This window comes from Paraburkholderia sp. 2C (assembly GCF_054589215.1).
This window is the reverse complement of sequence record NZ_BAAILL010000049.1, coordinates 422,811-440,640: the sequence shown is the minus strand read 5'-3', so window position 1 is coordinate 440,640 and position 17,830 is coordinate 422,811. Positions and strand designations below refer to the sequence as shown.

Sequence of the window (17,830 nt, the reverse complement as noted above, 5' to 3'; positions counted from 1 at the left end):
GAGATAGCACAATCGGCATCGCAGAGCAGCGAGGCAGAACAGTCCAGAACCCGCATTAGCGAGGCAAAACGATATGCGAGGCATGACCTTGTCGGAAAAGCTGCTGTCCGCCGCGGCGGGACGCAGCGTACGAGCAGGCGAAATCGCCATCTGCGAGGTCGACTGCGCGATGGGCACCGACGGCTCGATTCCGATGGCAATGGACTATTTTGCGTCGATGGGCGGCGTGCGCGTGCATGCACCGCACAAGCTGCTGTTCGCGCTCGATCACTATGCGCCGCCCGCAAGCGCCAAAGCCGCGATGCTGCAGGCGAAGATCCGCCGCTTTGCGCGCGAGCAGGGCATCCCGCTATTCGATATCGGCGCCGGCATCGGACATCAGATCGTCGTCGAGCAGGGGCTTGCGGCGCCAGGGCGGCTGCTGGCCGGCGCCGATAGCCACGCGGTCACATATGGCGCCGCGAATTGCTTTGCGACGGGCATCGGCTCGTCGGATCTCGCGGGCATCATGCTGACCGGCAAGACCTGGCTGCGCGTGCCGGAGTCGATCCGCATCACGCTGCACGGGAAGCTGCCACGTGGCGTCTATCCGAAAGATCTCGCGCTGCACCTCGCGCAGCTATTTGGCGCGGATGGCGCGACTTATCAGGCGCTCGAGTTTCATGGCGAAGGGGTCGCGTCGCTCGATTTCGAAGACCGTCTGGTGGTGGCGAATCTGTCGGTCGAAATGGGCGCGAAAAACGCGGTGTTTCCGTTCGATGCAGCCGCGCGCCGCTATCTGGAGAAGCGTGCGGCCGGGACGCTCGAAGCAGTGTCGGCGGATCCGGATGCGCAGTATGTGCGCGCCATCGACGTCGATCTGTCCGCGCTGCAGCCCTACGTCGCGATGCCTCACAACGTCGACAACGTCACGAGCCTTGCCGAACTCGGCAATGTGCCGGTGCAGATGGCGTATCTCGGCACGTGCACGGGCGGTCGCGCGAAAGACTTTCGACAGGCGCTTGCCGTGTTCCGTGAGTACGGCAAGCCTGCGAAAGGCGTGCAGCTCGTGGTGACGCCCGCGTCGCGCGAAGTGATGCACGAGCTGACCGAGGGCGGCGAGCTTGCCGAATTCGTCGCGCTCGGTGCGGTCATCGTCACGCCGGGCTGCGGGTCGTGCTGCGGCACCGCGGGCGCGATTCCCGAAGACGGTGCGAACGTCGTGTCGACCGCGAATCGCAATTTCAAGGGGCGCATGGGCAATGCGAGCGCGAATGTGTTTCTTGCGTCGCCGGAGGTCTGCGCCGCAAGCGCGGTCGCGGGCCGCATCGTCAGCCTTCAAACGTTCGCCGCCGAGCGATAGCGATTCCAACGATCATGCAATTTTCCGTGACAGGGATTGCGCGCCGCTTCGGCGACGACGTCAATACCGACTACATCATCTCTTCGCAGCGCAAGCGCGAGTCACTCGACCCCGCGGTGCTGAAGCACTTTCTGTTCGAAACGATCGCGCCGGAATTCGCGCAGACCGTGCGCATCGGCGACATCCTCGTGGCCGGCAAAAACTTCGGCTGCGGCTCGGCGATGGAGGTTGCGGTGACCGCGGTGGTCGGCGCCGGCATTCGCGTCGTGCTCGCGCGGAGCTTTGCGCGCACCTACTTTCGCAATGCGATCAATAACGGGCTCTACCCGGTCGAGTGCGATACCAGCGCGATTCGTGAGGGCGACCCGTTGCAGCTCGAGATCGGCGCGCATACGCAGGTTCGTTGCGCGGGCAACGATCAGGTTATCGAAGCAGCGCCTATCGCACACGACATCCTGAAGATACTCGACGCAGGCGGCCTCGTGCCGTATTTGCGCCGGCATGCGTCGTTCTGAGCGACTGCGTCCCGTTGACTGACTGACGCTTTCGGCTTCCCGCTTCCCGACACACGGACATCAACCATGAGCCAGCCCAACATCCCCGGTTTTCGCGTCCTGCCGATGCCCGCGCCGATCAGCAAGGATATTGTCGAACGCTTTCAGTCGGTCGTGACGCCGCATATCAGCGACAACATGCAGCGCTTGTGCGGCGTGATCGGCCTCAAGCCGTATCACGCCGGCAAGAAGCTGGTGGGCCGCGCGATCACCGTGAAAGTTCGGCCCGGCGACAACCTGATGATCCACAAGGCGATCGATATCGCCGAACCTGGCGATGTGATCGTCGTCGACGGCGGCGGCGAAGTCACGCAGGCGCTGGTCGGCGAATTGATGCAGATGCATGCGCAGGTACGCGGCCTGGCGGGCTTCGTGATCGACGGCGCGGTGCGCGATGTGGCCGCGTTCCATGCCGCGGATTTTCCGTGCTATGCGCGCGGCAACACGCATCGCGGTCCGTTCAAGGAGGGTCCCGGCGAGATCAATGTGCCGGTGGCGATCGGCGGTCTGGTGATCGAAGCGGGCGATCTGATCGTCGGTGACGAGGACGGCCTTGTCGCGGTGCCGGCCGATCAGCTCGAGACGCTGCTTGCAGCGGCCGCCGCGCAGGCCAGGCGCGAGCAGCAGCGTAAGGAAGCCATTCTGAAGGGCGAAGACAAGCGCGGCTGGATCGATGTGTATCTGAAGGAGAAGGGCGTGATCGCCTGAAGGCCGCGAAAGAAACGCGCCGCCATACCTGCAAACAAGGGGACTTCGAATGAAACTGATTGCCGCACGGATGGACCGAATCAAGCCGTCGCCGAGCTCGATGGCGACCGCGCGCGTGAAGGAGCTGCGCGCCGCGGGCCGCGACGTCGTCGGGTTGACGTCGGGCGAGCCGGACTTCGATACGCCGCCGCATATCGTCGAAGCCGCTTACGCCGCGATGAAGGCCGGCAAGACACGCTATACGGTCGTCGACGGCACGCCGGAACTGAAGCGCGCGGTGCGCGACAAATTCGCCCGCGACAACGGCCTCGCGTACGAGCAGGACGAGGTGACGGTCGGCAATGGCGGCAAGCAGATCGTTTTCAATGCGCTCACGTGCACGGTCGAAGCAGGCGATGAAGTCGTGATTCCCGCGCCGTACTGGGTGTCGTATCCGGACATGGTGCTGCTCAACGGCGGGCGGCCGGTTATCGTCGAATGCGATGCGCAAAGCGGTTACAAGATGACGGCCGCGCAACTCGAAGCCGCGCTCACGCCGCGCACGAAGTGGGTCGTGCTCAATTCGCCGTGCAACCCGTCCGGCGCGACTTACAGCGAAAGCGAGCTGGTTGCGCTCGGCGAAGTGCTGAGCCGTCACCCGGACGTCTGGGTACTGACCGACGACGTCTACGAGCATCTGATCTACGACGGCCAGACATTCGCGACATTCGCCCAATGCAACCCGCAACTGCGCGAACGCACGCTGACGATCAACGGCGTATCGAAGGCGTATGCCATGACAGGCTGGCGCATCGGCTTCGCCGGCGGCCCGAAGTCGCTGATCAAAACGATGGCGAAGCTGCAGTCGCAGAGCACGAGCAATCCGTCGTCGGTGAGCCAGGCGGCGGCGCTGGCGGCGCTGACCGGTCCGAACGATTTTCTGGCGGGCTGGCGCAGCGAATATCAGCGCAGGCGCGATCTCGTCGTCAGCCGGTTGAATGCGATCGACGGTCTGTATTGTCCGCGTCCCGCGGGCGCGTTTTATGTCTATCCGTCGTGTGCGGGCGTGATCGGGCGGCGCGGTCCGAACGGCGTCGTGATCGGCGACGACACCGACTTCGTCATGCATCTGCTGGAGAGCCGCGAAGTGGCGGTGATTCAAGGCGCGGCGTTCGGTTTGTCGCCCGCGTTTCGCATTTCATTCGCTACGTCATACGAACAACTGGAAGAGGCATGTAACCGGATCGAGGCGGCTTGCGCGATGCTCGACTCGTAGCTTGTAGCACGACGCGTGGCGGCTCGCCGCGCGTTATTCACTAGCGGGAAGGGGACAACAATGAAAACGCTGCAGATCAAGGCGCGTCACTGGGCGCCGTGCGGGGCGATCGCGTTGCTGCTGTACGGTTGCTTCGCATTGCCGGCGCAAGCGCAGGATCTGACCGGACGCCTCGCGTCGATCAAGGAACGCAACACGATCGTGCTCGGCTACCGCGAATCGTCGGTGCCTTACTCGTACTACGACAACAACGAGCAGGTGATCGGCTACTCGCACGACATCGCGCTTCAGATCGTCAAGGAATTGAAGAGCGCGATCAATGCGCCGAATCTGCAGGTGAAGATGATTGCGGTGAACGCGCAAAATCGTATTCCGCTGATCCAGAACGGCGCGGTCGACCTCGAATGCGGCGGCACGACGAACAATAAGGAGCGTGCGCAACAAGTCGACTTCTCCGACACGATTTCCGTCACCGAAACACGGCTTCTGACCCGAACGAATTCGGACATTCATTCGTTTGACGACCTGAACGGCAAGACGGTCGCGGTCACCGCGGGCACGACGTCGGAGCGCTATTTGCGCAGCTACGTGCACGAGAAGAACGCGAATATCACGATCATCTCGTCGCGCGATCACAGTGCGTCGTTCATGACGCTCGAAACCGGACGAGCCGCCGCGTTCTTTATGGATGCCGATGTGCTTGCCAGCCAGCGCGCGACGGCGCACAACCCGCAGGAATATGTGGTGACGGGCGAGCCGCAGACGCACGAGGCGATCGCGTGCATGCTGCCCAAAGGCGAGACTCAGCTGAAGGCGATCGCGGACCGCACGATTGCGCGGCTCGAGACGAGCGGCGAAGGCGAGGCGCTGTACAAGAAGTGGTTTATGTCGCCGATTGCGCCGAAGGGCATCAATCTGAATCTGCCGATGAGCGAGGCGCTGAAGGCCGTGTTCCAGCATCCGAACGATCAGCCGATGGATGATTGAACGCAGGCGGTGGCGCGGCGTCCTTGAAGTTGAAGGACGCTAGGATTCGAACGCCGCCGCGTCGTCGGATTCGAGATCGAGCGTCGACGTGTCGGGCAGCATCGATGCGCCCGACGCCGACACGCCGTCGCAAGGCGCCTTTGCGGCTTTTTCGAGCACGGCGGGCGGGACCGGCACGTTCGTTTGCGCGACCATCTTGCCGTGCTGGAACATCAGCAGATCGCCGGGCGCGAAACGCGTCCATGTCTCGTTGTCGGTGAGCGGCTGCGTGGCGATGACCGCCACGCGATCCTCAGGCGTCGTGTACTTCGCGAAATCGATCGATACGTCCGCATCGACCAGATGCGCGGTCGAGAACGGCCAGCTGCGCACGAGGTAGTACAGGTGCGTCGAGCAATGCGCAAAGAGCGCCTGCCCGTTCGACATCAGGAAGTTGAATACGCCGAATTGCGTGATTTCACGCGTGAGCGTTTCGAGCGCGGCGAACAGTTCTTCGAGCGGAGGCTGCTGCTGGCCTGGAAACGCCTCGCGCAATCCCTGCAGCAGCGCGCAGAACGCGAGTTCGCTGTCCGTCGTGCCGACCGGCTGATAGACGCCCGACAGCTCGGGCCGATAGTTCTGCAAATCGCCGTTGTGCGCAAAGATCCAGTGACGCCCCCACAGTTCGCGCAGGAACGGGTGGCAGTTTTCGAGGACGATGTGGCCCTGCGTCGCCTTGCGAATATGCGCGATCGTATTTTTCGATTTGATCGGATAGCGCTTGACCATCTCGGCGACCGGCGACGTGGCCGATGATTGATGATCGATGAAGAGGCGACATGCCTTGTCTTCGAAGAACGCGATGCCCCAGCCGTCGGCGTGGTGATCGGTGACACCGCCGCGTGCCGCAAAACCGGTGAACGAGAACACGACATCGGTCGGCGCGGCGCAGTTCATTCCAAGAAGTTGGCACATGATGCGCTAGGGTCAAGCGTCTGTGACGCGTAAGGGCGGGCGGTACGCAAAGCCTTGCGGCTTAAGGCCGAGCCAGCCGTTACAATGATATCTTTACAAGCATAGCACCTCGTCCCAGGCCGTAATCATTAAAATTGACCTGTGTTCAGGCCGCTTTCCGACAGTTTGTGAGCGGGTTTCGCAGCCGGTTTGCGCCGCTTTGCGCTGAGTTTGTTCTATTTGATTGCCATGATCTCCTCATTGTCTGCTTCCATGTCTTCCTCGTCGCCTGCCGGCACATCCGTCGATTCTGTTTCGCTTGCACGTCCCGATGACTGGCATCTGCATGTGCGCGACGGCGCGATGCTTGCGGCGGTGTTGCCGCACACGGCACGCCAGTTCGGCCGCGCGATCATCATGCCGAACCTGAAACCGCCGGTTACCACAACCGAACAGGCACGCGCGTACCGCGAGCGGATTCTGGCTGCGATTCCCGCGGGCATGAAGTTCGAACCCCTGATGACGCTCTATCTCACCGACAACACCGCGCCCGATGAGATTCGTCGCGCGCGTGAAAGCGGCTTCGTGCATGGCGTCAAACTGTACCCGGCCGGCGCGACGACGAATTCCGATGCGGGCGTGTCGAACCTCGCGAAGTGTGCGAAGACGCTCGACGCGATGCAGGACGTCGGCATGCCGTTGCTCGTGCATGGCGAAGTGACCGACCCGTCGATCGACCTCTTCGACCGCGAGAAAGAATTCATCGACCGCGTGATGACCCCGCTGCGCCGCGATTTCCCGGCGCTAAAGGTCGTGTTCGAACACATCACGACGAAGGATGCCGCCGAATACGTACGCGATGCGGACGCGGCGCCTGGCCTCCTCGGCGCCACGATCACCGCGCACCACCTGCTCTACAACCGCAACGCGATTTTCCAGGGCGGCATTCGTCCGCATTACTACTGCCTGCCGGTGTTGAAGCGCGAGAAGCACCGGGTGGCGCTCGTCGAGGCGGCGACTTCGGGCAATCCGCGCTTTTTCCTCGGCACCGATAGCGCGCCGCATGCGAAGGGGCTCAAGGAGCACGCGTGCGGCTGCGCGGGCTGCTATACGGCGCTGCATGCGCTCGAGCTTTACGCGGAAGCCTTCGACAAGGCCGGCGCGCTCGATCGTCTCGAAGGCTTCGCGAGCTTTTATGGCGCGGATTTCTACCGTCTGCCGCGCAGCGACGAGCGCGTGACGCTGCGTCGCGAGCAGTGGACGCTGCCCGCCGAGGTGACGGCCGGCGATACGCCGGTCGTGCCGTTGCGCGCCGGCGAGGCGATCGGCTGGCGGCTCGTGTGAGTGGTGCGGCTCGCGCGGCGCGTCCGGCTGCCGGTTTCGCCGATATCGACTGGTCGACGCCCTGGTTCTCCCCCTTCGCGCCGCGCGGGGAATGCTGGCAGCGGGCGGCGCTGCAAAGCCTCGCTGCGCTGCTCGCGGAGATGAACGCGGATGCGCGGCAATGCGCTCACACAACCGGCCGCGGCGCGCGTCTGTCGTTTATCGCGCAACACGAACTTCCGTCCGGGACCACTTACGAGGCGCACATCGCAGCGACCGGCGGCGTTCCTACCCGGCACAATCTTCACGATTTCTTCAACGCGCTGTCGTGGTTCCAGTTTCCGCGGATCAAGGCGGCGCTCAGTGCGCGCGGGACCGCCGCGATCGATGCACTCGGCGTCGGTCCGACGCGCGGCAGCACGCGTGACGCGCTGACCGTGTTCGACGAAAACGCGGTTCTGTTCGCCTGTTCCGACCGGGCGCTGGCGGCTGCGTTGCGGGCATTCGACTGGCCGGCGCTTTTTGTCGCGGGCCGCGGCGCCTGGGGCGCGCACTGCGAGGTGCGCTGCTTCGGTCACGCGCTGCTCGAGAAACTCGTTACGCCGTACAAGGCTTGCACCGCCCATGCGTGGATCGTCGACGTGCCGCGCGCTTACTTCTCGTGGGACGCCGCCGCACGTGATGCATGGCTCGACGACGCAGTCAGCCGCGCCTTGCTGGCGTCGGATGCAATAACGGGCCGTGTGTTCGCACCGCTGCCGGTGCTCGGCATTCCGGGCTGGTGGCCGGCGAACGAAGCACCGTCGTTCTACGACGATGGATCGGTATTCCGCGCGGGCCGCCGGGGCGGGCAGGCTGGATAGGGCGGGCAAGGCCAGGTACGGCCACGCACGGCCGGATAATGCCGCATAGGTCAACAGGTGCGATGGTAGAATCGCGCTCAGCAAAGCAGGCCAGGCAGTCGCGGCTTTGCCGGTCACGGCCGGCGAAGGCGAGGAAAGTCCGGACTCCATAGGGCAGGGTGATGGCTAACGGCCATCCGTGGCGACACGCGGAACAGGGCAACAGAAAGCAAACCGCCGATGGCCTGGCGAAAGCCAGGATCAGGTAAGGGTGAAACGGTGCGGTAAGAGCGCACCGCGGCTGCGGTAACGTAGCCGGCACGGCAACCTCCACCCGGAGCAATTCCAAGTAGGCAGGCGTGCATCTTCGCGATGCAGGACGGGGCCCCCGTTTCGTCTGCGGGTAGGAAGCTTGAGCGCGTCAGCAATGGCGCGTCTAGAGGAATGGCTGCCACGCGCGGCACGCCTTCGGGCGCGCGGCGTGCACAGAATCCGGCTTATCGGCAGGCTTTGCCGCTGAATGAAAAACGCCGGCGTCCCATTGGTTGGGGCGCCGGCGTTTGTTTTTTTGCCGCGTACGGCGATGTTGCGCATCGCACGCGCGAGGACATCGTCCGATCAGGCGTCGACGATGTCGAACGAGTGGGTCAGCTCAGCGGTTTTCGCAAGCATGATGGACGCGGAGCAGTACTTGTCGTGCGAAAGATTGATCGCGCGCTCGACCGTCGTCGGGTTCAGGTTCTTGCCGGTCACGGTGAAGTGGAAGTGGATCTTCGTGAACACCTTCGGATCTTCGCTCGCGCGCTCGGCCTTCAGCGTCACCGAGCAGCCGGCGATTTCCTGACGGCTCTTCTTGAGGATCATCACGACGTCGTAGGCAGTGCAGCCGCCCGTGCCGAGCAACACCATTTCCATCGGGCGCGGCGCGAGGTTGCGGCCGCCGCCTTCGGGCGCGCCATCCATCGCGACCAGATGGCCGCTGCCGGTTTCCGCGGCGAAGGCCATGCCGTCGGTGCCCATCCAGCTCACTGTGCATTCCATGTGTGGTCCCCAACTGATTCGGTGCAAATTCGAGCACGCATTGTAGCCCGTCAGGTTGAGGTTCGCCCGAGGCTACATCCATTCGCATGAGCCTTGACCGGATGTCGATTGTTGCGGTGCATCACAAACGGTCCGATACGGGATTCCCCTAGAGCGATTAGGGTTTTCCAGCGCCCATTTTGCGCGGGGATGGTGCCTTCAACATGCCTTATTGGTTGATTTTAAAGAAATTCTTCCGGGCGCTTAAAGTATGATCGACATGTCATATCGTGAAATCAAATTTCGCATTGCAAATCCTCTTGCAACGCACAAGCCGCGCTCATATAATCTGTTCATTGGTTGCTGCTTCTGAGCAACCTCAGCATGTCTCCTCCACCCTCCTCCTAAGGTGGATTAAGCCCGAACCGCTGGTTCGGGCTTTTTTTCGTCTTGCTCTGTGCGCAGCACACACCGTCATCGTTAGCGACGCTTTGACTCGGGCTCGCAATTTCCTTTATAATTCAGAGCTTTTCCGCATTCATGCCCGCGGAAGAAGAACAGGGAGCGCCTGCGCAGCGTTACGGAAGCAACTAGAACTTCCCGACAAACGTGGTCAATGGACGCCGTTCAAAGTCCAGCAGGAACAAAAAGGGCACAGCAATTTATTTGGATCGATCATGAAAACTTTTTCCGCAAAAGCCCATGAGGTGACGCGCGAATGGTACGTGATTGACGCGACGGATAAGGTTCTCGGCCGTGTCGCCAGCGAAGTGGCACGCCGTCTTCGCGGCAAACACAAGCCTGAATTCACTCCGCACGTCGATACTGGCGATTTCATCATCGTCATCAACGCCGGCAAGCTGAAGGTCACGGGCAACAAGACCACGGACAAGAAGTACTACCGGCACTCGGGCTACCCGGGCGGTATCTACGAAACGACGTTCGGCAAGATGCAGGAACGCTTCCCGGGCCGCGCGCTCGAGAAGGCGGTCAAGGGCATGCTGCCGAAGGGCCCGCTCGGCTACGCAATGATCAAGAAGCTGAAGGTCTACGCCGAAGCAACGCATCCGCATTCGGCGCAACAGCCGAAGGCGCTCGAGATCTAAGGGGAGCCCACATGATCGGTAACTGGAATTACGGTACGGGCCGCCGCAAGAGCGCTGTCGCTCGTGTCTTTATCAAGGCTGGCAAGGGCGACATCATCGTCAACGGCAAGCCTATCGCTGACTACTTCTCCCGCGAAACGTCGCTGATGATCGTGCGTCAGCCGCTGGAACTCACGAACCACGCAACCACGTTCGATATCAAGGTGAACGTGTCGGGCGGCGGTGAGACGGGCCAGGCCGGTGCGGTTCGCCACGGTGTCACCCGCGCACTCATCGACTACGACGCAACGCTGAAGCCGGCGCTGTCGAGTGCTGGTTTCGTCACGCGTGACGCACGTGAAGTCGAGCGTAAGAAGGTCGGCTTCCATAAGGCACGTCGCAGGAAGCAGTTCTCGAAGCGTTAATCGCTTCCTCTGCACGCATCTGCCGATTCCCCGCCGCCGCTGCTGGCTGTGGTGGAATCAGCCGCAAAAGGCCGCTGTCGCATACTTGCGTCGGCGGCCTTTTGTTTCCCGCTGCGGTGCCACGGGCGGCCACGCCTTCGGCTCGCCGTGCCGCTATTCGTAAGAACCTATTGTTTTCATGGACTTCGGCACGATATCAGGATCGGCCCTACAATAGCGTTTAGTAGCTTTTTTGGAGAGTTCGCATGAACGCAGTGACCGACACCCCAGTAGCCGAAATGCCGGCTCCGTTCGTTTTTACGGACGCAGCGGCTGACAAGGTCAAGGAACTGATCGACGAAGAAGGCAACCCGGAGCTGAAGCTGCGTGTGTTCGTGCAGGGCGGCGGCTGCTCGGGCTTTCAGTACGGTTTCACGTTCGACGAGGCGATCAACGAAGACGACACCGTAATGAACAAGAGCGGCGTCCAGTTGCTGATCGACTCGATGAGCTATCAGTACCTTGTTGGCGCAGAGATCGACTACAAGGACGACATCAACGGCGCGCAGTTCGTCATCAAAAACCCGAACGCAACGACAACCTGTGGTTGCGGTTCGTCGTTCTCGGTGTGATGATTTGACGCGCAGTCTGTGCGACAGGAAACGGGGCCTCGGCCCCGTTTTTCATTTGCTGCCGCTGCGCGACGCCTTTATTTCAGTGTGCTTTCGAAGTATCCCCGTGTAGCGCCGGGTTTCGCCAGCCGCTCCCTCGTTCAGCGACGTTCAGCGCGGATATAGCGCCCCCAGTACACGTTCGCCGGCCGCGCCCGTCACCGCCGGCAAGTTTCCAGGTTCCCGCGCGACATGCCGCATCGCGAGCCACGCGAACGCAAGCGGCTCGACCTGATGCGGCGGCACGCCGAGCGCTTCGGTCGACAGCACAGGCACGCCGCTCACACCACTTTCCCCCATCGCTCGTTGCAGCGATTTGAGCAACTCCGCGTTGCGCGCCCCGCCACCGCACACATAGAGTGCCTTGCAATCCGACGCATGACGTTCGATCTCGCGCGCAATCGTTACTGCGGTGAGCGCGGTCAATGTGGCTTGCACGTCATTCGGCTGCAGCGAACGGAATGGTTGTAGCTTCGCATCGAGCCATTCGTTATTGAAGAGGTCGCGCCCCGTGCTTTTCGGCGGCTGAAGTTCGAAGAAGGGTTCGTCGAGCAGCGCATGCAGTAACGGACGGTGTACCTGGCCGTCGGCGGCGAAGTGGCCGTTTTCATCGAAGGGCTTGCCGAGATGGCGCTGTGCCCACTCGTCGAGCAGTGCGTTTGCCGGCCCGCAGTCGAAGCCGCGCACGGCACCGTTCGCCGACAGGATCGTGATGTTGCTGATGCCGCCCAGATTGCACACAACACGCGTTTCGCCCTTCGCGCCGAAGACCATGGCGTGAAACGCCGGCACGAGCGGCGCGCCCTGGCCACCTGCCGCGACGTCGCGCGAGCGGAAGTCGGCGACGACGTCGATGTGCGTCATCTCCGAGAGCAGCGCCGGATTGTTGATCTGCCGCGTATAGCCCTTTTCCGGGCGGTGGCGAACGGTCTGCCCATGTACGCCGATCGCACGGACGTCTTCCGCGGACAGATTGCCGCTTCTGAGCAGTTCATGTACGCAAACGGTATAACGCGCGGCGAGCGCATTGGCGGCAAGCGCTTCGCGCTCGATTTCATTGTCGCCCGGCTGTTGCAGGCCGAAGAGCGCGTCGCGCAGCGTCTCCGAAAAGCTCACGAATGCCTCTGACCGCACGACCGGCACTTTGCCCGCCGCAAATTCGACCGCGATGCCATCGACGCCGTCCATGCTCGTGCCCGACATCAACCCGACGTACACGCCGTCTGCGCTTGCTGCCTGTTTCGCCACGTTGGGCTCCTTTCAAACGTATATTGCACACTGCTCACGACTGCTCACGCCGATTGTCGCGCAATGCCGCCTCGCGTAACAGGTTATGCAACGCGGTTTGCGGCCGCATCGGGTTCATGCGACCCCTGCATCATGCCTCATTCAGGCAGCGTCGAAACCCTGGCCATTCGGCCAGCACGCCGCGGTTGCCACCCCGTTCCGGCCGCGTCGCGCCGCATCTATGGGACAATCTCACTTTTCGCGATTCCCCCGTTCCAGCATGAGCACCGAGTCCACTTCCAAACCCGCCTTTCCCGTCACCGACGAAGTCCGTCATGCGCTTGCCGTTACGAAGCGCGGTGTCGACGAGCTGCTGATCGAAGAGGAGTTCGAGCAAAAGCTCGCGAAAAGCGCCGCGACCGGCACGCCGCTTCGCATCAAGCTTGGTCTCGATCCGACCGCGCCCGACATCCATATCGGCCACACCGTCGTGCTCAACAAGATGCGCCAGCTGCAGGATCTCGGGCACACCGTGATCTTTCTGATCGGCGATTTCACCTCGCTGATAGGCGATCCGTCCGGGCGCAACGCGACGCGTCCGCCGCTCACGCGCGAGCAGATCGAAACGAACGCTAAGACCTACTTCGATCAGGCCTCGCTGGTGCTCGACCGTGCGAAGACCGAGATTCGCTACAACAGCGAATGGTCGATGCCGCTCGGCGCGGACGGCATGATCAAGCTCGCGTCGCGCTACACGGTGGCGCGCATTCTTGAGCGAGAAGACTTCACGAAGCGCTTTCAGAGCGGCGTGCCGATTTCGATTCACGAATTCTTGTACCCGCTCATGCAAGGCTACGACTCGGTGGCGCTGAATTCGGACCTCGAACTGGGCGGCACGGACCAGAAGTTCAACCTGCTGGTCGGGCGCGAGCTGCAAAAGCAGTATGGCCAGGAGCAGCAGTGCATCCTGACCATGCCGCTGCTCGAAGGACTCGACGGCGTCGAGAAGATGTCGAAGTCGAAGCATAACTACGTCGGCATCAGCGAAAAGCCGACCGATATGTTCGGCAAGCTGATGAGCATCTCCGACGACCTGATGTGGCGGTATTTCGAACTGCTGTCGTTCCGGCCGATGGACGAGATCAACGGCTTCAGGCGCGAAGCTGAAGCGGGCCGCAATCCGCGCGACTTCAAGGTGATGCTCGCCCAGGAGATCGTCGCGCGCTTCCACTCGCAGCCGGACGCCGAGCGGGCGCTTGAAGACTTCAATCACCGCGCGAAGGGCGGTGTGCCGGACGACATCCCGTCAGTGGCGCTTAGCGGCGCGCCGCTCGCGATCGGTCAGTTGCTGAAGCAGGCGGGCCTCGTGCCGTCGACGAGCGAAGCGCTGCGTAATATCGAGCAGTCTGGCGTGAAGATCGACGGTGCCACGATCTCCGATAAGGCGCTCAAGGTCGAAGCGGGCGAATACGTCGTGCAGGTCGGCAAGCGGCGCTTTGCGCGCGTGACCCTTTCGGCGTGACCTAAGGTGATGGCGCACATGGCCGACTTCGCCGCGCGAGCCGTCGCTCTTGCGCCAGCAAGGTGTGTCGCATGATTGCGCTGATCCAGCGTGTGAGAAACGCCGAGGTGCGCGTCGGCGATCGTGTGACCGGCGCAATCGGTGCAGGCCTGCTTGCGCTCGTCTGTGCGGAACGCGGCGATACCGAAGCGGTTGCCGACCGGTTGCTGGCGAAAGTGCTCGGCTACCGTGTTTTCAGCGATGCCGCGGGAAAAATGAACCTGAACCTGCAGAATGTCGACGGCGCCGGGCGCGCGGGCGGCTTGCTGCTGGTCTCGCAGTTCACGCTCGCGGCGGATACGAATAGTGGGCTGCGGCCGAGCTTCACGCCGGCAGCGCCGCCCGACGAAGGCAAGCGCCTGTTCGACTACTTCGTTACCGCGGCGCGGGCGAAGCATCCGGTTGTCGAAACCGGCGAATTTGGCGCTGAAATGCAGGTCTCGCTGGTGAACGACGGGCCGGTCACGTTCTGGCTGCAAGTCCGCGCATAACGTAACGCATCGCAGTGCATCGCATCGCGTTTCAACCGAACGTGGGCGTCGCCAACGGTGCTGCCTCGGCGCCAGGCAGTGTGCGCCCAGTCAGCACGGCTTGCCGGCATGTGTTATTAACGAACGGTCTAACTTTGCGTTCGCTATTCGGCTTGACGAAGCCACGAACGCGCACCGCTATCACATGTCCACTCAAATTCTCTTTATTCGGCACGGTGAAACCGACTGGAATCGCATCAAGCGCATTCAGGGGCATATCGACATTCCGCTCGCGGCGTCCGGCGTCGCACAGGCACAGCGACTTGCCGTGCGGCTTGCACGCGAAGCAAAAGAGGGCGCGCGTCTCGATGCGATCTATTCAAGCGACCTGCAGCGCGCGCGGCAAACCGCGCAGCCGTTTGCCGATCTGCTCGGCATGTCGCTGATCCTGAACGAGGGCTTGCGCGAGCGTTCGTTCGGCGCGTTTCAAGGCCACGATAGCGAAGAGATCGCCCAGCGCTTTCCCGACGAATACGCGCAATGGCAGACGCGCGATCCTGGCTTCGCTCCGCCTGAAGGCGAGTCGGAGCGCGTGTTCTATCACCGCGTGTTGCACGCGCTCGAGCCGATCGTTGCCGCGCATCCGGATGGGCGCATCGCGTGCGTTGCGCACGGCGGTGTACTTGATTGCGTGTACCGGTTTGCCAATGGCATTGCGCTCGATGCGCCGCGCGACTACCCGCTGCTTAACACGAGTATCAACATTGTCGATTTCGAGGGCGGGAAGGCGACTGTCGTGTCATGGGCAGACGTTGCGCATCTCGATGGACGCAGCGAGGACGACAGCTTCTACAAGTCGCCGCAGGCGCAACGCTAAAGCCGCCGCGTATCCCACCAGGTTCCCCAGGGTCACCGCATCGGGCGCTAAACCGCAGCGCGCGGGGCAACGCTTATGCAGGATCCGAATCCCATAACCCGCGCACCGGACTCGAAGAGTCGGGCGCGGCAAGCCCGAAATGCCGGTACGTGAGCAGCGTCGCCACCCGGCCGCGCGGCGTGCGCTGAAGATAGCCCTGCTGGATCAGATAAGGTTCGAGCACGTCTTCGATCGTGTCGCGCTCTTCCCCGATTGCCGCAGCGAGATTGTCGACGCCAACCGGCCCGCCATCGAACTTGTGCAGGATCGCCTCGAGCAACTTGCGGTCCATCAGATCGAAGCCGACTGGATCGACATCGAGCATTGCAAGCGCGGCATCCGCCACCTTCGCGGAGATATTGCCGTCAGCCTTGACCTCCGCGAAGTCGCGTACGCGGCGCAGCAGGCGGTTCGCAATACGCGGCGTGCCACGCGAGCGTTTTGCGATTTCGAGCGCGCCCTCGGGATCAATCTGCGCATTCAATAGCGACGCGGACCGCGTCACGATGCGCGCAAGTTCCGTCGCGTTATAAAACTCGAGCCGGGCAACGATACCGAAGCGATCGCGCAGCGGATTGGTCAGCATACCCGCGCGCGTCGTTGCGCCCACCAGCGTGAACGGCTGCAGGTCGAGCTTGACGCTGCGCGCAGCCGGCCCTTCGCCGATCATGATGTCGATCTGGTAGTCCTCGAGCGCCGGATAGAGGATTTCCTCGACGACCGGCGACAGGCGGTGAATTTCGTCGATAAACAGCACATCGTTCGCTTCGAGGTTCGTCAGCAACGCGGCGAGGTCGCCGGCACGCTCGAGCACCGGCCCTGACGTTTGCCGCAGATTGACGCCCATTTCGCGCGCGATGATGTGCGCGAGCGTGGTCTTGCCAAGGCCCGGCGGCCCGAACAACAAAACGTGGTCGAGCGACTCCGAACGGCGCTTCGCAGCTTCGATAAAGATCTCGAGCTGACCGCGCACCTTTTCCTGGCCGACGTATTCGTCGAGCTGACGCGGGCGCAGCGCGCGCTCGAACGCCTCCTCATTCGGCGACACGGGCGTGGCGGCGATGATGCGTTCGGCAGCGAGTTTGTCGGTTTCGATCATGACGGCCATTGTACCGCGCGCCGCGTGTTCACAAACCTGGCCGAATGGCCAGGGTGTGCGCGCGGCGGCAGTGTGAGATGCTTCGCTTCGTCGTCAGATGCGACGCGCCGCCAGGGCGGCACGACGCAATGGCGAGGGCCGGTCAGGTCTTCGACAATGCCTTGAGCGCGAGCTTGATGCCTTCGGAGACACCCGTGCCCGCCGGCACGTTTTTGATGGCCGCCAACGCTTCCTTTTCGGAGTAGCCCAATGCGAGCAAAGCATTCAGGATATCGGACGCATGATCGGAAGCGGAAACAGCGCCTGCGGCAGCGCCGAGGTCGGCACCGAGCTTTCCCTTGAGTTCGAGCAGCAGCCGCTCCGCGGTTTTCTTGCCGATGCCGGGCACGCGTGTGAGGCGCGCGGCATCCTGCAGCGTCACGGTTTGAGCGAGCTCCTGCACGCTCATGCCGGACAGCACGGCGAGCGCCATGCGCGCGCCGATGCCACTGATCTTTAACAATTCGCGAAACGTCGCGCGTTCTTGCGCGGTGCCGAAGCCGTACAGCAAATGAGCATCCTCACGCACGATCAGCTGCGTGAGCAGCACCACTTTTTCGCCTGTCGACGGCAGGTTGTAGAAGGTGCTCATCGGCACGTCGACTTCGTAGCCGACGCCGTTGCAGTCGACGAGCAGGTGCGGCGGGTTCTTTTCCAGCAGGACGCCGGCAATGCGACCGATCATGATCGATTCAATCGTGAGGGAAAGCGCGAGTGTAGCGCAGCGCGCAAGCCGGCGGCGGCGGTGTGAAAGGTCGGCGCCACGTTGCTGCCACGAAGTCGCTGCGCATGGGCACCGCGGTTCGGGATCGCGCGATGCATCAGCCTAACCGACCAGTCGCCCCCGTCGTACGCGCAGGCCTTTCTTCGCCAGCGCGGGCGCGATGCCGCCGAGCGTGCTCAATGTGCTGCCGCCGTGCGCGTGGCAAATGGCCATGCCGAGCGCATCGGCGGCATCGGTGCCGGGCACGCCCGAAAGCGTCAACAGGCGCACGACCATTTGCTGCATCTGTTCCTTTGTCGCGCGGCCGTAGCCGACCACCGCCTGCTTCAACTGCAGCGCCGTGTATTCGGCAACCGGCACGCCGCCCGCGACGAGCCCGCAGATTGCCGCGCCACGGGCCTGGCCGAGCAGCAGCGTCGATTGCGGGTTGACGTTGACGAAGACCTTTTCGATGGCCGCCTGATCGGGCGCATGCTCGCGAATCAGCGTGGAAATGCCCTCGAAAATCGTACCCAGGCGGGACGGCAGATCGCCGTCCGGCGTCTTGATGACGCCGCTTGCGACATAGCTCAACTGGTGACCGGACTGGTCGATCACGCCGAAGCCGGTCACGCGCAGGCCGGGGTCGATGCCGAGAATTCTCATAACGGAAGGGCAGACTCAGTGCCTG

Annotated in this window: 19 protein-coding genes and 1 other RNA gene; 14 read left to right on the top strand and 6 right to left on the bottom strand. The window is 62.7% G+C overall.

Annotated elements, in window-relative coordinates; genetic code table 11:
* Positions 1 to 82: 82 nt before the first annotated feature.
* From ACYPXD_RS26270 to ACYPXD_RS26250, 5 genes are all read left to right on the top strand, one after another.
* A complete protein-coding gene (locus tag ACYPXD_RS26270; protein ID WP_459718109.1) occupies positions 83 to 1,342 on the top strand; it encodes a 3-isopropylmalate dehydratase large subunit in 1,260 nt (419 codons plus the stop codon).
* Positions 1,343 to 1,356: 14 nt separating this feature from the next.
* On the top strand, positions 1,357 to 1,857 hold the full coding sequence (locus ACYPXD_RS26265) for a LeuD/DmdB family oxidoreductase small subunit (protein ID WP_459718106.1): 501 nt from the start codon (positions 1,357 to 1,359) through the stop codon (positions 1,855 to 1,857).
* 66 nt (positions 1,858 to 1,923) lie between these two features.
* Positions 1,924 to 2,604 (top strand): RraA family protein, encoded by a 681-nt coding sequence (locus ACYPXD_RS26260; protein WP_459718103.1) that lies wholly within the window; start codon positions 1,924 to 1,926, stop codon positions 2,602 to 2,604.
* 49 nt (positions 2,605 to 2,653) lie between these two features.
* Positions 2,654 to 3,859 carry a pyridoxal phosphate-dependent aminotransferase gene (locus ACYPXD_RS26255; protein ID WP_459718097.1) on the top strand — a complete coding sequence of 402 codons (1,206 nt, stop codon included), beginning with the start codon at positions 2,654 to 2,656 and terminating at the stop codon, positions 3,857 to 3,859.
* Positions 3,860 to 3,919: 60 nt separating this feature from the next.
* A complete protein-coding gene (locus ACYPXD_RS26250) occupies positions 3,920 to 4,846 on the top strand; it encodes a transporter substrate-binding domain-containing protein (protein WP_459718091.1) in 927 nt (308 codons plus the stop codon).
* A 39-nt stretch (positions 4,847 to 4,885) separates the two neighbouring features.
* Here ACYPXD_RS26250 and ACYPXD_RS26245 read toward each other — a convergent pair whose 3' ends face one another.
* Positions 4,886 to 5,800 (bottom strand): class II glutamine amidotransferase, encoded by a 915-nt coding sequence (locus ACYPXD_RS26245; RefSeq protein WP_459718086.1) that lies wholly within the window; start codon positions 5,798 to 5,800, stop codon positions 4,886 to 4,888.
* A 252-nt stretch (positions 5,801 to 6,052) separates the two neighbouring features.
* Here ACYPXD_RS26245 and pyrC point away from each other — a divergent pair, with 252 nt between their 5' ends.
* The 3 genes from pyrC to rnpB all read left to right on the top strand — a co-directional run bounded on the left by pyrC (position 6,053) and on the right by rnpB (position 8,460).
* Positions 6,053 to 7,123, top strand: a complete 1,071-nt coding sequence (gene pyrC, locus ACYPXD_RS26240) for a dihydroorotase (protein ID WP_459718083.1) — start codon at positions 6,053 to 6,055, stop codon at positions 7,121 to 7,123.
* On the top strand, positions 7,120 to 7,965 hold the full coding sequence (locus ACYPXD_RS26235) for a DUF3025 domain-containing protein (protein ID WP_459718080.1): 846 nt from the start codon (positions 7,120 to 7,122) through the stop codon (positions 7,963 to 7,965). The genes pyrC and ACYPXD_RS26235 overlap by 4 nt, the downstream gene beginning before the upstream one ends.
* A gap of 82 nt (positions 7,966 to 8,047) precedes the next feature.
* An RNA gene (rnpB, locus tag ACYPXD_RS26230) (RNase P RNA component class A) lies at positions 8,048 to 8,460 on the top strand.
* Between the two features lie 102 nt (positions 8,461 to 8,562).
* Here the strand turns inward: rnpB and ACYPXD_RS26225 are convergent.
* On the bottom strand, positions 8,563 to 8,985 hold the full coding sequence (locus ACYPXD_RS26225) for an OsmC family protein (RefSeq protein ID WP_459718076.1): 423 nt from the start codon (positions 8,983 to 8,985) through the stop codon (positions 8,563 to 8,565).
* Positions 8,986 to 9,641: 656 nt separating this feature from the next.
* On the opposite strand from ACYPXD_RS26225, the gene rplM reads away from it, so the two are divergent.
* From rplM to erpA, 3 genes are all read left to right on the top strand, one after another.
* Positions 9,642 to 10,070 carry a 50S ribosomal protein L13 gene (gene rplM, locus ACYPXD_RS26220; RefSeq protein ID WP_075158980.1) on the top strand — a complete coding sequence of 143 codons (429 nt, stop codon included), beginning with the start codon at positions 9,642 to 9,644 and terminating at the stop codon, positions 10,068 to 10,070.
* A gap of 11 nt (positions 10,071 to 10,081) precedes the next feature.
* Complete coding sequence (gene rpsI / locus ACYPXD_RS26215; RefSeq protein ID WP_459718072.1) at positions 10,082 to 10,474, top strand: 30S ribosomal protein S9; 393 nt, start codon at positions 10,082 to 10,084, stop codon at positions 10,472 to 10,474.
* 245 nt (positions 10,475 to 10,719) lie between these two features.
* On the top strand, positions 10,720 to 11,085 hold the full coding sequence (gene erpA, locus ACYPXD_RS26210) for an iron-sulfur cluster insertion protein ErpA (protein WP_459718068.1): 366 nt from the start codon (positions 10,720 to 10,722) through the stop codon (positions 11,083 to 11,085).
* A 150-nt stretch (positions 11,086 to 11,235) separates the two neighbouring features.
* On the opposite strand, the gene ACYPXD_RS26205 is transcribed toward erpA, so the two are convergent.
* Positions 11,236 to 12,372: an anhydro-N-acetylmuramic acid kinase gene (locus ACYPXD_RS26205; protein WP_459718065.1), complete on the bottom strand. Its 1,137-nt coding sequence runs from the start codon at positions 12,370 to 12,372 to the stop codon at positions 11,236 to 11,238.
* 259 nt (positions 12,373 to 12,631) lie between these two features.
* Between ACYPXD_RS26205 and tyrS the strand changes: the two genes are divergently transcribed.
* From tyrS to ACYPXD_RS26190, 3 genes are all read left to right on the top strand, one after another.
* On the top strand, positions 12,632 to 13,873 hold the full coding sequence (gene tyrS / locus ACYPXD_RS26200) for a tyrosine--tRNA ligase (protein WP_459718062.1): 1,242 nt from the start codon (positions 12,632 to 12,634) through the stop codon (positions 13,871 to 13,873).
* A gap of 71 nt (positions 13,874 to 13,944) precedes the next feature.
* The gene (gene dtd, locus ACYPXD_RS26195; protein WP_459718059.1) at positions 13,945 to 14,403 is read left to right on the top strand and encodes a D-aminoacyl-tRNA deacylase; all 459 of its coding nucleotides are present in this window, start codon (positions 13,945 to 13,947) and stop codon (positions 14,401 to 14,403) included.
* Between the two features lie 184 nt (positions 14,404 to 14,587).
* Positions 14,588 to 15,259, top strand: a complete 672-nt coding sequence (locus tag ACYPXD_RS26190; RefSeq protein ID WP_459718055.1) for a histidine phosphatase family protein — start codon at positions 14,588 to 14,590, stop codon at positions 15,257 to 15,259.
* A 73-nt stretch (positions 15,260 to 15,332) separates the two neighbouring features.
* Here the strand turns inward: ACYPXD_RS26190 and ruvB are convergent, their stop codons facing one another.
* The 3 genes from ruvB to ruvC form a co-directional block, all read right to left on the bottom strand.
* Entirely contained in the window at positions 15,333 to 16,397 is a 1,065-nt protein-coding gene (gene ruvB, locus ACYPXD_RS26185) for a Holliday junction branch migration DNA helicase RuvB (protein WP_219800112.1), read from the bottom strand.
* Positions 16,398 to 16,539: 142 nt separating this feature from the next.
* Positions 16,540 to 17,121 (bottom strand): Holliday junction branch migration protein RuvA, encoded by a 582-nt coding sequence (ruvA, locus tag ACYPXD_RS26180; protein ID WP_308830727.1) that lies wholly within the window; start codon positions 17,119 to 17,121, stop codon positions 16,540 to 16,542.
* A 141-nt stretch (positions 17,122 to 17,262) separates the two neighbouring features.
* Positions 17,263 to 17,805, bottom strand: coding sequence for a crossover junction endodeoxyribonuclease RuvC (gene ruvC / locus ACYPXD_RS26175; protein ID WP_459718046.1), 543 nt, complete (start codon positions 17,803 to 17,805; stop codon positions 17,263 to 17,265).
* Positions 17,806 to 17,830 lie beyond the last annotated feature (25 nt).

What these genes read in the sequence shown, in the direction of transcription:
- ACYPXD_RS26190 (WP_459718055.1), top strand. Translation starts at nt 14,588, where the DNA reads ATGTCCACTCAAATTCTCTTTATTCGGCACGGTGAAACCGACTGGAAT.
- erpA (WP_459718068.1), top strand. Translation starts at nt 10,720, where the DNA reads ATGAACGCAGTGACCGACACCCCAGTAGCCGAAATGCCGGCTCCGTTC.
- rplM (WP_075158980.1), top strand. Translation starts at nt 9,642, where the DNA reads ATGAAAACTTTTTCCGCAAAAGCCCATGAGGTGACGCGCGAATGGTAC.
- ACYPXD_RS26250 (WP_459718091.1), top strand. Translation starts at nt 3,920, where the DNA reads ATGAAAACGCTGCAGATCAAGGCGCGTCACTGGGCGCCGTGCGGGGCG.
- dtd (WP_459718059.1), top strand. Translation starts at nt 13,945, where the DNA reads ATGATTGCGCTGATCCAGCGTGTGAGAAACGCCGAGGTGCGCGTCGGC.
- ruvA (WP_308830727.1), bottom strand. Translation starts at nt 17,121, where the DNA reads ATGATCGGTCGCATTGCCGGCGTCCTGCTGGAAAAGAACCCGCCGCAC.
- pyrC (WP_459718083.1), top strand. Translation starts at nt 6,053, where the DNA reads ATGTCTTCCTCGTCGCCTGCCGGCACATCCGTCGATTCTGTTTCGCTT.
- ruvB (WP_219800112.1), bottom strand. Translation starts at nt 16,397, where the DNA reads ATGATCGAAACCGACAAACTCGCTGCCGAACGCATCATCGCCGCCACG.
- tyrS (WP_459718062.1), top strand. Translation starts at nt 12,632, where the DNA reads ATGAGCACCGAGTCCACTTCCAAACCCGCCTTTCCCGTCACCGACGAA.
- ACYPXD_RS26270 (WP_459718109.1), top strand. Translation starts at nt 83, where the DNA reads ATGACCTTGTCGGAAAAGCTGCTGTCCGCCGCGGCGGGACGCAGCGTA.
- ACYPXD_RS26255 (WP_459718097.1), top strand. Translation starts at nt 2,654, where the DNA reads ATGAAACTGATTGCCGCACGGATGGACCGAATCAAGCCGTCGCCGAGC.
- ruvC (WP_459718046.1), bottom strand. Translation starts at nt 17,805, where the DNA reads ATGAGAATTCTCGGCATCGACCCCGGCCTGCGCGTGACCGGCTTCGGC.
- ACYPXD_RS26265 (WP_459718106.1), top strand. Translation starts at nt 1,357, where the DNA reads ATGCAATTTTCCGTGACAGGGATTGCGCGCCGCTTCGGCGACGACGTC.
- ACYPXD_RS26245 (WP_459718086.1), bottom strand. Translation starts at nt 5,800, where the DNA reads ATGTGCCAACTTCTTGGAATGAACTGCGCCGCGCCGACCGATGTCGTG.
- ACYPXD_RS26260 (WP_459718103.1), top strand. Translation starts at nt 1,924, where the DNA reads ATGAGCCAGCCCAACATCCCCGGTTTTCGCGTCCTGCCGATGCCCGCG.
- rpsI (WP_459718072.1), top strand. Translation starts at nt 10,082, where the DNA reads ATGATCGGTAACTGGAATTACGGTACGGGCCGCCGCAAGAGCGCTGTC.
- ACYPXD_RS26225 (WP_459718076.1), bottom strand. Translation starts at nt 8,985, where the DNA reads ATGGAATGCACAGTGAGCTGGATGGGCACCGACGGCATGGCCTTCGCC.